Here is a 13,881-nt window from a genome sequence, read left to right as displayed (position 1 = left end):
TGGCAAAACGCGGGCCGACAGAGATCTAACTTAGCGGTACAAAAAAATACTGGCAAGTCCGAAATGGCTTGCCAGTATAAGTTTTATCAATGGTTTTTGCGATTCGTCACTATTTTGCCGCTACCGGCAGTGCGCCGAAGGCCGGGTTTTGCAACGCAATGTTCAAAACTTCATCGATTCGCTGCACCGGATGAATCTCCAGATCGGCGATAACATTGTCCGGGATCTCTTCCAGATCGCGCTTGTTCTCGTAAGGGATCAGCACGGTTTTGATGCCGCCGCGATGCGCCGCCAACAGCTTCTCTTTCAGGCCGCCGATCGGCAACACCTGACCGCGCAGCGTGATCTCGCCGGTCATCGCCACATCGGCGCGTACCGGGTTGCCGGTCAGACAGGAGACCAGCGCGGTGCACATCGCGATACCGGCGCTCGGGCCGTCTTTCGGCGTCGCCCCTTCCGGCACGTGCACGTGGATGTCGCGTTTCTCGTAGAAATCGGCGTTGATGCCCAATTTCTCCGCGCGCGCGCGCACCACGGTCAGCGCCGCCTGAATCGATTCCTGCATCACTTCACCCAGAGAACCGGTGTAGGTCAGCTTGCCTTTGCCCGGCACGCAGGCGGTTTCGATGGTCAGCAGATCGCCGCCCACTTCCGTCCACGCCAGCCCGGTGACTTCGCCCACGCGGTTTTCGGTATCCGCACGGCCGTAATCGACGCGCTGCACGCCCAGGTAATCCTTCAGGTTGTCGCCGTTGATCTCGATATGCTTGCGCTTCTTGTCCATCAGCAGCGTTTTCACCGCTTTACGGCACAGCTTGGAGATTTCACGCTCCAGGCTACGCACCCCGGCTTCGCGGGTGTAGAAGCGAATGATACCGATGATGGCGCTGTCGTCGACCGTCAGCTCGCCTTTTTTCAGCGCGTTGCGCTCAAGCTGCTTCGGCAGCAGGTGCTGCTTGGCAATGTTGAGCTTCTCGTCCTCGGTGTAACCCGACAGGCGGATCACTTCCATACGGTCCAGCAGCGGCGCAGGAATGTTCATCGAGTTCGAGGTGGCGACGAACATCACGTCGGACAGATCGTAATCCACTTCCAGGTAGTGGTCGTTGAACGCCACGTTCTGTTCCGGATCCAGCACCTCCAGCAGAGCGGAGGCCGGATCGCCACGCATGTCGGAAGACATCTTGTCGATCTCATCCAGCAGGAACAGCGGGTTCTTCACCCCAACCTTGGCCATCTTCTGGATCAGTTTGCCCGGCATCGAACCGATGTAGGTACGGCGGTGACCGCGGATTTCCGCTTCGTCACGCACGCCGCCCAGCGCCATGCGCACGTACTGGCGGCCGGTCGCTTTGGCGATCGACTGCCCCAGTGAGGTTTTACCCACGCCCGGCGGCCCTACCAGACACAGGATCGGCCCCTTGATTTTGCTGACGCGGCTCTGTACCGCGAGGTACTCGAGGATGCGATCCTTGACGCGCTCCAGGCCGTAGTGATCGGTATCGAGCACTTCCTGCGCCTTGACCAGGTCTTTTTTCACCTTGCTGCGCGCATTCCACGGCACCTGCAGCATCCAGTCGATGTAGCCGCGCACCACGGTCGCTTCCGCTGACATCGGCGACATCATCTTCAGCTTCTGCAGTTCCGCTTCGGTTTTCTCGCGCGCCTCTTTCGGCATCTTCGCCGCATCGATCTTGCGCTTCAGCGCTTCGTGCTCGTCCGGCGCGTCGTCCATCTCGCCCAGCTCTTTCTGAATCGCCTTCATCTGCTCATTCAGATAGTACTCGCGCTGGCTCTTCTCCATCTGCTTCTTGACGCGGTTGCGGATGCGTTTCTCGACCTGCAGCAGGTCGATCTCCGACTCCATCATCGCCATCAGGTATTCCAGACGCTCGGTGATGTCGGACATCTCGAGCACCGACTGCTTGTCGCTGAGTTTCAGCGGCATGTGGGCAGCGATGGTGTCCGCCAGGCGCGCGGCGTCGTCGATGCTGTTCAGTGAAGTCAGCACCTCCGGCGGGATTTTTTTGTTCAGCTTGATATAGCCTTCAAACTGATTGATCGCGGTGCGCACCAGCACTTCCTGCTCGCGCTCGTCGATCGCTGGCGACTCAAGGTATTCCGCCTGCGCGGCAAAATGCTCACCGCTGTCGGACAGCGTAGTGATGCGTGCGCGCTGCAGCCCCTCGACCAGCACTTTTACCGTGCCGTCCGGCAGCTTCAACATCTGCAGGATCGACGCTACGGTGCCAACCGAGAACAAGTCGTTAATGCCAGGTTCATCCGTTGAGGCCTCTTTCTGTGCCACCAGCATGATCTTCTTATCGTGATCCATTGCGGCTTCGAGGCACCGAATCGATTTTTCCCGGCCAACAAATAACGGGATCACCATGTGCGGATAAACCACCACGTCGCGCAATGGCAGGACGGGGATTTCAATGCGTTCGGAACGCTCAGGGTTCATAGAGCTCTCTCTTAGTTTAATTTCCGCCAGGTTGAGGGGGAATCTCATGAGACGCAAGCATCTAACGTTTCATAAAATCTGGTTAATGAGTATATGGGGATGAATCTCTTACATTCAACGGCAAGAATGCAGGAAAAAGAAATGGGGGATGAAATCCCCCATTTTGCTGATAACGCTCTGGTTTAACTGGCTAATTATTCGCCAGATGCCTGGGCTTCCGGCTTGCCGTAGATCAACAGCGGCTTGGATTGGCCGGCGATGACCGACTCGTCGATCACCACTTTGTCTACGCTGTCCATCGACGGCAGATCGTACATGGTGTCGAGCAGCGCGCCTTCCACGATGGAACGCAGGCCGCGGGCGCCGGTTTTGCGCGCCATGGCTTTCTTGGCGATGGCGTTCAGCGCTTCGTCGCGGAACTCCAGCTCCACGCCTTCCAGATTGAACAGCGCCTGATACTGCTTGGTCAGGGCGTTCTTCGGCTCTTTCAGGATCTGAATCAGCGCATCTTCGCTCAGCTCGCTCAGGGTCGCCACCACCGGCAGACGGCCGATGAACTCTGGGATCAGACCGAACTTGATCAAATCTTCCGGTTCGGCCTGCAGCAGCAGTTCGCCCTCGGTCGCCTTCTCGGACTCGCCCTTGACGGTCGCGCCGAAGCCGATGCCGGAGCCGGTGTTGACGCGCTGACCGATCACCTTATCCAGGCCGGCGAAAGCGCCGCCGCAGATAAACAGGATCTTGGAGGTATCAACCTGCAGGAACTCCTGTTGCGGATGCTTGCGCCCACCCTGCGGCGGAACCGCGGCGATGGTGCCTTCAATCAGCTTCAGCAGCGCCTGCTGCACGCCTTCACCCGAGACGTCACGCGTGATCGACGGGTTGTCGGACTTGCGGGAAATCTTATCGATTTCATCGATATAAACGATGCCGCGCTGCGCTTTCTGCACGTCATAGTCACATTTTTGCAACAGCTTCTGGATAATATTTTCCACGTCCTCACCCACGTAACCGGCTTCGGTCAGCGTGGTGGCGTCGGCCATGGTGAACGGCACGTCCAGGAAGCGCGCCAGCGTTTCCGCCAGCAGGGTTTTACCGCTGCCGGTCGGGCCGATCAGCAAGATGTTGCTCTTGCCCAACTCGATACCGTTGCTGGTATCGCCGTTGCGCAGGCGTTTGTAGTGGTTGTACACCGCAACCGCCAGCACTTTCTTCGCCTGCTCCTGGCCGATGACGTAGTCATCCAGGTGGTGGCGGATCTCGTGCGGCGTCGGCAGCGCACTGCGCTCACGATGCGGGGCAACTTCTTTAATCTCTTCGCGAATAATGTCGTTACACAGATCGACACATTCATCGCAGATATACACTGACGGCCCGGCAATCAGCTTACGCACTTCATGCTGGCTTTTGCCGCAAAAAGAGCAGTACAGCAGCTTTCCTGAACCGTCTTTGCGCTTATCTGTCATCAGTCAAACCTCTTCTTTAGTCTTGTCCCGCAGGAAAATCACGGCGGCAGTGCGCCCAAACTCATATCGGGAACGCCGAGGGGCCACAACAGAGCGAGCCCCTGCCCACTCTGATTACTATAGTCCATCGGCGCCGCGTGGTTCTAGCTGCGGTGTGTCAGAATGCCGTCAACCAGGCCGTATTCCACGGCTTCTTCCGCGGTCATAAAGCGATCGCGCTCGGTGTCGCGCTCGATCTGCTCCAGCGGCTGGCCGGTATGCTCGGCCATCAGTTCGTTCATGCGCGCTTTCACCTTAAGGATTTCACGCGCATGGATTTCGATGTCCGTCGCCTGGCCCTGGTAGCCGCCCAGCGGCTGGTGAATCATCACGCGCGAGTTAGGCAGGCAGAAACGTTTGCCTTTGGCACCCGCGGTCAGCAGGAAGGAGCCCATCGAGCACGCCTGGCCCATACAGATGGTGCTGACGTCCGGCTTGATGAACTTCATGGTGTCGTAAATCGACATGCCCGCGGTAATTACCCCACCCGGCGAGTTGATGTAGAGGTAAATGTCTTTTTCCGGGCTTTCCGCTTCGAGGAACAGCATTTGCGCCACGATCAGGTTGGCCATGTGATCTTCCACCTGGCCGGTCAGGAAAATGATGCGCTCTTTCAGCAGGCGGGAATAAATGTCGTAAGAACGCTCCCCGCGTGAAGTCTGCTCTACCACCATCGGCACCAGCGCCATGTTCGGTGCAAATTGATCTCGTTCGCCACTGTATGACATTACCGTCTCCTAATAGAAATTGCCTTGGCGGCCAGGGTGTCACCCTAATACGCCGATTCTACTTGAGAACGGCCATGATGACTATGCTCAAGCATTCGACCCGCGCCACACGTACCCGACGGTTATTTCATCCCGCGCACTTTGGCAAACAGCCCCAGAATTATTCTTAACAGATTGGGGGATCCCGGCGCGATTTCAAGCCCAGAGGCCGATTTTCTCCGCGCGCCGAAAACGATGCCGTTATTCTGACCGTTATCATGCCAGCCAGTTCCCCAGGCAACAGGGTAAATATAGTGCATATTGCCCCGCTTAACCTGAGATTAATCAGCAACGTGGCAAAAAGAAAAGCCCGCAACCTGAGGTTGCGGGCTTTTTCATCGTGCGCCGGTTCGCCAGGCGAAACCGGGGGCGCCGTTCATCGCGCCCGGCACGCCGGCATTACGCCTGTTGAGTCTGGTTCATCAGCTCGCTGAAGGTAGTGGCTTTTTCAGTCACTTTCGCTTTTGCCAGCAGGGCTTCAACCGCTTGCTCTTCCAGAGCCACGTTGCGCATGTTGTTCATCAGCTCTTTGTTTTTGCTGTAGAACTCGATGACTTCGCTCGGATCTTCGTAGGCAGAAGCCATTTCTTCGATCAGCGTCTTCACGCGGTCTTCGTCAGCTTTCAGATCGTTGGTGCTGATCACTTCGCCCAGCAGCAGGCCAACCACTACGCGGCGTTTCGCTTGCTCTTCGAACAGCTCGCGTGGCAGTTCCAGCGCTTGCTTCTCGTTGCCGCCGAAACGCTGTGCAGCCTGACGACGCAGTACGTCGATTTCGCCGTCGATCAGGGCAGCAGGCACGTCGATTTCGTTCGCGCTCACCAGACCGTCGATCGCCTGAGACTTGATGCGGTTACGCACGGCGCCTTTCAGCTCGCGCTCCATGTTCTTGCGAACTTCGGTGCGCAGGCCGGCAACGGAACCGTCCGCCACGCCGAAACGCTTGATGAACTCTTCGGTCAGTTCCGGCAGCTCGCGCTCTTCAACTTTCTTCAGCACGATAGCGAATTTGGCCGCTTTGCCCTTCAGGTTTTCCGCGTGGTAATCTTCTGGGAAGTTCACGTCGATGGAGAACTCTTCGCCCGCTTTGTGACCGACCAGGCCTTCTTCGAAGCCTGGGATCATGCGGCCCTGGCCCATTGCCAGTACGAAGTCGGACGCTTTGCCGCCTTCGAACTCTTCACCGTCGATAGAACCGGTGAAGTCAACGGTCACGCGATCTTCAGCTTCCGCTGCGCGATCGGTTTCTTTCCAGGTCGCCTGCTGCTTGCGCAGAGTGTCCAGCATCGCGTCGACGTCTTCGTCGTTCACTTCAACCACTGGTTTTTCAACTTCGATGTTTTCCAGGCCTTTCAGCTCAACTTCTGGATACACTTCGAATTCAACGGCGAAAGTGAAGTCTTCACCTTCTTTGTACTCGCCCGGCACGTAGTTTGGTGCGCCGGCCGGATTAATCTTTTCTTTGATGATCGCGTCAACGAAGCTGCGCTGCATCGCTTCGCCCAGCACGTCCTGACGAACAGAGGCGCCGTAACGCTGTTCCACGATGTTCATCGGCACTTTGCCTTTGCGGAAGCCGTCGATACGCACGCTTTTCGCTGCGTTGATCAGCTCTTTCTTCACCGCCTGCTTGATAGTATCAGCCGGTACAGTAATAGAGAGACGGCGCCCAAGGCCTTGAGTGGTTTCTACTGAAACTTGCATCTTGTTACCTCAAAAAAATCACAGTGCTCGGTCAACTCCGTTCCAAGAACCAGGACGGCTACAAATAAGAACCGAGTTCCCTGATGACAGAAGCGTCCCGAAACCATTCCGGAAAAATAAGACGCGACATTATAGCGGCGCATGCATGGCGAGTCGAGGAAAGCTAGGCGGCGCAGGCGCGCTAAAACTCACACTTTTGCCGATTCAATCGCCAAAAGGCCGCCAAAACAGACCGAACGTTGGCCATATTGCGCGTCGGCCGTGTCGTCGTCAAAAACAGAAACGGCCCGCAGGCCGTTTCAAAATTCGTCAGTAGTAATACCCTAATTCGAGGGCAAAGTTCCACTGATACCTGAAAATTTCCCCCTCAGGCCAGCGTCCCGGCGCCGCGGCACGGCGGCGAGGCCGGCACGGTATCCTGCAATCCCTCCCACTCTTTGAGCGTATAGGTGTGCAGCGCCAGCGCGTGTACGCCATCGGCCAGTTCTTCCGACAGTACGCCGTAGATAGAGCGGTGACGCGTCAAAAACCGTTCGCCGACGAAGCGATCGCTGACCAATACCACTTTGAAATGACTTTCTGAACCCGCCGGAACGTTATGACGATAGCTTTCATCAACGACTTCCAGATACGCGGGCTCAAACGCCGCCCTTAACTTTGCTTCTATTTGCTCGCGAATCATAGGATCTCCTTACAACACCGGCAGAGGACCGTGCCCATCTAGTTCAATATTAGCCGGTTTTCCCCCGTTTAGACCATCACCGGGACAAATTTCTCTTTTCTGCGGTCAGATGATGAGCGTCATCCCCGCCGCTTGGGGGATTATCCGATTGAGCGGGCCAAAAAAGCGTGTTTTTATCAACGGCAGGTAAAAATTTGTCACTCAGGCGCCTTCCGCGCTTCCACCGCACGGCGGCGATGCTATGATGTCGGCAATTTGTTGTCGGCTATCCCGCTCTGATTATTGCTAAATCCATCGAGAATGAGACAGAAAACATGTTAAAGAAACTTTGTCTTCCTTTGCTGGCCGCCCTGCTGCTGGCCGGTTGCGCGACCAGCAGCAACACCCTGAACGTCACGCCGAAAATCGTTCTGCCGCAGCAGGATCCTACCCTGCAGGGCATCACCATCAGCATCAACGGCGCGGATCAGCGCACCGATCAGGCGCTGGCCAAGGTGAATCGCGACGGCCAACTGGTCACGCTGACGCCATCGCGCGATCTGCGTTTCCTGCTGCAGGAAGTGCTGGAGAAACAGATGGGCGCTCGCGGCTACATGATCGGCGCCGACGGCCCGGTGGCGCTGCAGATCGTCGTCAATAACCTGTACGCGGACGTTTCCGAAGGGAACCTGCGCTACAACATCACCACCAAAGCCGACATCTCGATCATCGCCCAGGCGAAGAACGGCAACAAGCAGGTGAAAAATTACCGCTCGACGTATAACGTGCAGGGCGCCTTCACGGCCACCAACGAGAAGATCACCGACGCCGTCAACTCCGTGCTGGGCGACGTGATCGCCGACATGGCGCAGGACACCAGCGTCAACGACTTTATCAAGCAAAACGCGCGCTAATCGACGCGCCTTGCGCCGCCCGGCGGATCGGGCGGCGCAGACAGGGAACTCATGTCGAAACACTATCTGAACATCTTCACCCAGCGTAACTCCGCCATTCTGCTGCTGCTGGGCTTCGCGTCGGGTCTGCCGCTGGCATTGACCTCCGGCACGCTGCAAGCCTGGATGACCGTCGAAAACATCGATCTGAAAACCATCGGCATTTTCTCGCTGGTGGGCCAGGCCTACGTATTCAAATTCCTCTGGTCGCCGTTCATGGACCGCTATACCCCGCCGTTTCTCGGGCGGCGGCGCGGTTGGCTGCTGATCAGCCAGCTGCTGCTGGTGGCGGCGATCGTGGCGATGGGCTTCATGCAGCCCGCGCAGCACCTGTGGTGGCTGGCGGCGTTGGCGGTGCTGGTGGCGTTCTGCTCCGCCTCGCAAGATATCGTGTTCGACGCTTATAAAACCGACCTGCTGAAAGCCGAAGAGCGCGGGGCGGGTGCGGCGATCTCGGTGCTGGGCTACCGGCTGGCGATGCTGGTTTCCGGCGGCCTGGCGCTGTGGCTGGCGGATCGCTATTTCGGCTGGCAGGCCACCTACTGGCTGATGGCCGGATTGATGCTGATCGGCGTGGCCGCCACGCTGATGGCGCCGGAGCCGGATGAAAGCATCCCGGCGCCGCGCACCATGGAACAGGCGGTCGTCGCGCCGCTGCGTGATTTCTTCGGCCGCAACAACGCCTGGCTGATCCTGCTGCTGATCGTGATGTACAAAATGGGCGACGCCTTCGCCGGCAGCCTGAGCACCACGTTCCTGATCCGCGGCGTGGGGTTCGACGCCGGTGAAGTCGGGCTGGTCAACAAAACGCTCGGCCTGTTCGCCACCATCGTCGGCGCCCTGTTCGGCGGCGTGCTGATGCAGCGTCTCACCCTGTTCCGCGCACTGATGCTGTTCGGCGTCCTGCAGGCGGTCTCCAACCTCGGGTATTGGATCCTGGCGGTGACCGACAAGAGCCTGCTCACCATGGGCAGCGCCATCTTCCTCGAAAACCTGTGCGGCGGCATGGGCACCGCGGCCTTCGTAGCGCTGCTGATGACGCTGTGCAACCGTTCGTTCTCCGCCACCCAGTTCGCGCTGCTGTCGGCGCTGTCCGCCGTGGGGCGCGTCTATGTCGGCCCGATCGCCGGCTGGTTCGTCGAAGCCCACGGCTGGCCGTTGTTCTACCTGTTCTCTATCGCAGCAGCCCTGCCCGGCTTGCTGCTGCTCGGCATCTGCCGCCAGACGCTGGAACACACCCAGCAACATGGCGACTTTATGCCGCGCACCGAGTTTTCCGGATCTTACCGCTGGGCGCTGCGCCTGCTGACGCTGGGCTGTTCGCTGTTGGGCCTGTGGTTGCTGTTGCTGATCGCCAATGCGCTGGACTGGACGCAGGCACCGCTGTTGGCCGATCGGCTGCTGCAGGTCGGCGCCGCGCTGAGCCTGCTCGGCGTCGCGATGGGCAGCGCGCTGGATTACCTGGCCCTGCGCCGCACCCGTTTGGCATAATCTGACCGGCCGGCGATTTCGCCGGCCGAAAAAAAAGCGATCCGCGGGTATATTTATTTTGGTAAAAAAAGATAATCGACGCGGAAATTATTTTTTTATCCGACTGCCGCACTCGGAAATAAAATTAAATTCACCTTTAAGACACAATTATTTTACATTAAATAAACCTTTTCTGCGTATTTCCCCGCCGCGCATTTCTTCGCCAAATTCATCATACCTTTAGTTTTCCTTAACATACGGGCTGCTCGTCACGATTCAGCGTGCCAACGCGTTGTTGTCATTGGTAAATTGTCACGCAGGGTTACATCTGTGACCCCCTTAACAGAAAGTGTCAACAAGCCGCTGACACTCCCTTAAGCATGTTTACAGTACTGCAACCTTCCCGTAAAATGCCCGCACACATGAAACGACAATTGAGCCTTTGTTATTGAGGTCGTTAGATGAGACTTAAGAAATACAATAAAAGTATTGGGATGCTGTCATTAATCGCAGGCACTGTATTGCTCAGTGGCTGCGATATGGTTTTGATGAATCCCAAAGGAGCAATTGGTGTTGAGCAACGGACACTGATTATCACTGCAATCGCGTTGATGTTGATCGTGGTGGTGCCAGTTATCTTCATGGCGTTCGCCTTTGCCTGGAAGTATCGTTCTTCCAACAAAGACGCCAAGTACAGTCCGAACTGGGCCCACTCCAACAAGATCGAAGCGGTCGTCTGGACCATTCCTATCATTATCATCGCCATCCTTGGCACCATTACCTGGAAGACTACCCACGAGCTCGACCCGTTCAAGCCGATTGTCACCGACAAGAAGCCGATGACGATCGAAGTGGTGTCGCTCGACTGGAAATGGCTGTTCATCTACCCGGAACAAGGCATTGCGACCGTTAATGAGCTGGCTTTCCCGAAAGATGTTCCAGTCGAATTCAAGATCACCTCTAACTCGGTAATGAACTCGTTCTTTATCCCGCAGTTGGGTGGACAGATTTATGCGATGGCCGGCATGCAGACCAAACTGCACCTGATCGGCAACGAAGCCGGTGCCTACAAGGGCATCTCCAGCAGCTACAGCGGCGCAGGCTTCTCCGGTATGAAATTCACCGCGATCGTTACCCCGACCGAAGGCGACTTCGATCAGTGGGTGGCCAAGGTGAAGGCATCGCCTAAAAACCTGAACACCACCGACGACTTTAACAAACTGGCAGAGCCGAGTGAAAACAACCCGGTTGAGTACTTTGCCGCTGTCAAACCGAATTTGTTCAAAGAAACAATTGCCAAATTCATGGGCGACATGGATATGCACAAGGGCGCTGGCGCGCACGAAGGCATGGACATGAGCCAAGGTATGGACATGGGTGAACATGCTGCTCACGCCGGAGCCGAGGAATAACTGATGTTGGGAAAATTAACACTTGATGCGGTTCCGTACCACGAACCGATCATCATGGTCACCGTAGCCGCAATTATTGTCGGGGGCCTGGCAGTGCTGGCGCTGCTGACATATTTCGGCAAATGGAAGTGGCTGTGGAGCGAATGGCTGACTTCGGTCGACCATAAAAAAATTGGTATCATGTACATCATCGTGGCGATGGTCATGCTGCTGCGCGGCTTCGCTGACGCCATCATGATGCGTAGCCAGCAGGCGTTGGCGTCCGCCGGCGAAGCCGGGTTCCTGCCGCCGCACCACTACGACCAGATCTTCACCGCGCACGGCGTTATCATGATCTTCTTCATGGCGATGCCTTTCGTGGTCGGCCTGATGAACGTCGTGGTGCCGCTGCAAATCGGTGCGCGCGACGTCGCCTTCCCGTTCCTGAACTCCCTGAGCTTCTGGTTCTTCGTGGTGGGCGTTGTGCTGATCAACATCTCCCTGGGGGTCGGTGAGTTCGCTCAGACCGGTTGGCTGGCGTATCCGCCGCTGTCCGGTAAAGAGTACAGTCCTGGCGTCGGGGTCGATTACTGGATCTGGAGTCTGCAGATTTCCGGTCTGGGTACCCTGCTGACCGGCGTGAACTTCTTCGCCACCATTCTGAAAATGCGTGCCCCTGGCATGCCTATGATGAAGATGCCGGTGTTCACCTGGGCGGCCCTGTGTACTAACGTCCTGATCATCGTTTCTTTCCCAATTCTGACCGTCACCATCGCGCTGCTGACCCTGGATCGCTATCTGGGCACCCATTTCTTCACCAATGATATGGGCGGCAACATGATGATGTACATCAACCTGATTTGGGCCTGGGGTCACCCAGAGGTGTATATCCTGGTTCTGCCGGTGTTCGGCGTGTTCTCCGAAGTCACCGCGACCTTCTCCAGAAAACGCCTGTTCGGCTATACCTCACTGGTATGGGCAACCATCGCGATCACCGTTCTGTCGTTCATCGTCTGGCTGCACCACTTCTTCACCATGGGGTCCGGCGCGAACGTTAACGCCTTCTTCGGTATCGCCACCATGATCATTTCCATCCCTACCGGGGTGAAAATCTTCAACTGGCTGTTCACCATGTATCAGGGCCGTATCAAGCTCAACTCCGCGATGCTGTGGACCGTTGGCTTCATCATCACCTTCTCCGTAGGTGGTATGACCGGCGTTCTGCTGGCCGTGCCGGGCGCGAACTTCGTGCTGCACAACAGCCTGTTCCTGATCGCTCACTTCCACAACGTCATCATCGGCGGCGTGGTGTTCGGTTGCTTCGCGGGCCTGACTTACTGGTTCCCGAAATCCTTCGGCTTCACGCTGAACGAAAAATGGGGCATCCGCGCGTTCTGGTTCTGGATCATCGGCTTCTTCACCGCCTTCATGCCGCTGTACGCATTGGGCTTTATGGGCATGACCCGTCGTATCAGCCAGAACATCAACCCTGAGTTCCACCCTCTGCTGCTGGTTGCAGCCGGCGGTGCGGCGCTGATCGCCTGCGGCATCCTGTGCCAGCTGATCCAGATCTTCGTCAGTATCCGTGACCGCGAACAGAACCGCGATCTGACCGGTGATCCATGGGGCGCTCGTACTCTGGAGTGGTCAACTTCGTCTCCACCGCCGTTCTATAACTTTGCCGTAGTGCCACAGATTCATGACCGTGATGAATTCTGGGACATGAAAGAAAAAGGCGAAGCGTATAAGAAACCGGCTAAATACGAACCGATTCATATGCCTAAGAACACCGGCGCCGGCGTGATCATCGCCTTCTTCAGCCTGGTCTTCGGTTTCGCAATGATTTGGGAAATCTGGTGGATGGCTCTGGCCGGCTTCATCGGTATGATCGTTGTCTGGATCGGCAAGAGCTTCGATCACGATGTTGACTACTATGTGCAGGTTGATGAAATCGAGCGCATTGAGAACCAACACTACGAACAAATCCGTAAAGCAGGCGTGAACCATGTCAACTGAAACTCTGACCAATCATAACGCAGCCCATGCAGAGCATGGGCACCACGATGCGGGTGAGACCAAAGTCTTCGGATTCTGGATCTACCTGATGAGCGACTGTATTTTGTTTGCGAGCTTGTTCGCAACTTATGCAGTCCTGGTGAACGGGACCGCGGGCGGTCCCTCAGGCAAAGACATCTTCGACCTGAAGTTTGTCCTGGTCGAAACTTTCCTGCTGTTGTTCAGCTCCATCACCTACGGCATGGCGATGATCGCCATGAACAAGGGTAAAGTTGGCGGTGTAAACACCTGGCTGTTCCTGACCTTCCTGTTTGGTCTGGGCTTTGTGGCGATGGAAATCTATGAATTCCATCACCTGATCGCCGAAGGCTTCGGTCCGGATCGCAGCGCGTTCCTGTCCAGCTTCTTCGCGCTGGTCGGCACCCACGGTCTGCACGTAACTTCCGGCCTGATTTGGATCATCGTGATGATGATTCAGGTGAGCAAGTTCGGCCTGACCGCGACCAACAAAACCCGCCTGATGTGCCTGAGCCTGTTCTGGCACTTCCTGGACGTGGTCTGGATCTGCGTATTTACCGTTGTCTACCTGCTGGGGGTTATGTAATGAGCCATTCATCCCATGAAACCTCTCACGGCGGCGCAAGCCACGGCAGCGTGAAGTCATACCTGGTCGGCTTTATCCTGTCGATCATCCTGACGGTAATTCCATTTGTGATGGTAATGAACGGCACTGCCTCTCATTCCACCATCCTGGCGGTTGTTGTCGGTATGGCGGTTATCCAGGTGGTTGTTCACCTGGTTTACTTCCTGCACATGAACACCTCATCGGAAGAGCGCTGGAACCTGGTGGCATTGCTGTTCACCGCTATGATCATCGGTATCGTTGTTGTAGGTTCACTCTGGATTATGTACAACCTCAACATCAATATGATGGTCGATTAAGAGCTGAG

Annotated in this window: 11 protein-coding genes; 6 read left to right on the top strand and 5 right to left on the bottom strand. The window is 56.6% G+C overall.

What is annotated here, in order from left to right; translation table 11 throughout:
• Positions 1 to 109: 109 nt before the first annotated feature.
• The 5 genes from lon to bolA form a co-directional block, all read right to left on the bottom strand.
• Positions 110 to 2,464: an endopeptidase La gene (gene lon / locus V8N38_RS04865; protein ID WP_019454189.1), complete on the bottom strand. Its 2,355-nt coding sequence runs from the start codon at positions 2,462 to 2,464 to the stop codon at positions 110 to 112.
• A 194-nt stretch (positions 2,465 to 2,658) separates the two neighbouring features.
• A complete protein-coding gene (clpX, locus tag V8N38_RS04860) occupies positions 2,659 to 3,930 on the bottom strand; it encodes an ATP-dependent protease ATP-binding subunit ClpX (protein ID WP_004940354.1) in 1,272 nt (423 codons plus the stop codon).
• 143 nt (positions 3,931 to 4,073) lie between these two features.
• Entirely contained in the window at positions 4,074 to 4,697 is a 624-nt protein-coding gene (gene clpP / locus V8N38_RS04855; RefSeq protein WP_004940356.1) for an ATP-dependent Clp endopeptidase proteolytic subunit ClpP, read from the bottom strand.
• Positions 4,698 to 5,135: 438 nt separating this feature from the next.
• A complete protein-coding gene (gene tig / locus V8N38_RS04850) occupies positions 5,136 to 6,440 on the bottom strand; it encodes a trigger factor (RefSeq protein WP_004940358.1) in 1,305 nt (434 codons plus the stop codon).
• A gap of 367 nt (positions 6,441 to 6,807) precedes the next feature.
• The gene (bolA, locus tag V8N38_RS04845; protein ID WP_004940361.1) at positions 6,808 to 7,122 is read right to left on the bottom strand and encodes a transcriptional regulator BolA; all 315 of its coding nucleotides are present in this window, start codon (positions 7,120 to 7,122) and stop codon (positions 6,808 to 6,810) included.
• 314 nt (positions 7,123 to 7,436) lie between these two features.
• Here bolA and V8N38_RS04840 point away from each other — a divergent pair, with 314 nt between their 5' ends.
• From V8N38_RS04840 to V8N38_RS04815, 6 genes are all read left to right on the top strand, one after another.
• The gene (locus V8N38_RS04840; protein ID WP_025160064.1) at positions 7,437 to 8,015 is read left to right on the top strand and encodes a lipoprotein; all 579 of its coding nucleotides are present in this window, start codon (positions 7,437 to 7,439) and stop codon (positions 8,013 to 8,015) included.
• A gap of 51 nt (positions 8,016 to 8,066) precedes the next feature.
• The gene (ampG, locus tag V8N38_RS04835; protein WP_060423369.1) at positions 8,067 to 9,545 is read left to right on the top strand and encodes a muropeptide MFS transporter AmpG; all 1,479 of its coding nucleotides are present in this window, start codon (positions 8,067 to 8,069) and stop codon (positions 9,543 to 9,545) included.
• A gap of 440 nt (positions 9,546 to 9,985) precedes the next feature.
• A complete protein-coding gene (gene cyoA, locus V8N38_RS04830; protein ID WP_060440576.1) occupies positions 9,986 to 10,936 on the top strand; it encodes a cytochrome o ubiquinol oxidase subunit II in 951 nt (316 codons plus the stop codon).
• 3 nt (positions 10,937 to 10,939) lie between these two features.
• The gene (cyoB, locus tag V8N38_RS04825) at positions 10,940 to 12,931 is read left to right on the top strand and encodes a cytochrome o ubiquinol oxidase subunit I (protein WP_033637313.1); all 1,992 of its coding nucleotides are present in this window, start codon (positions 10,940 to 10,942) and stop codon (positions 12,929 to 12,931) included.
• A complete protein-coding gene (locus V8N38_RS04820; protein ID WP_019454194.1) occupies positions 12,921 to 13,535 on the top strand; it encodes a cytochrome o ubiquinol oxidase subunit III in 615 nt (204 codons plus the stop codon). Before cyoB ends, V8N38_RS04820 begins: the two co-directional genes overlap by 11 nt.
• A complete protein-coding gene (locus tag V8N38_RS04815; protein ID WP_147839391.1) occupies positions 13,535 to 13,873 on the top strand; it encodes a cytochrome o ubiquinol oxidase subunit IV in 339 nt (112 codons plus the stop codon). Before V8N38_RS04820 ends, V8N38_RS04815 begins: the two co-directional genes overlap by 1 nt.
• Positions 13,874 to 13,881 lie beyond the last annotated feature (8 nt).

The organism is Serratia nevei, from assembly GCF_037948395.1.
Lineage (GTDB): Bacteria > Pseudomonadota > Gammaproteobacteria > Enterobacterales > Enterobacteriaceae > Serratia > Serratia nevei.
This window is presented reverse-complemented; position numbering and strand designations above follow the sequence as displayed.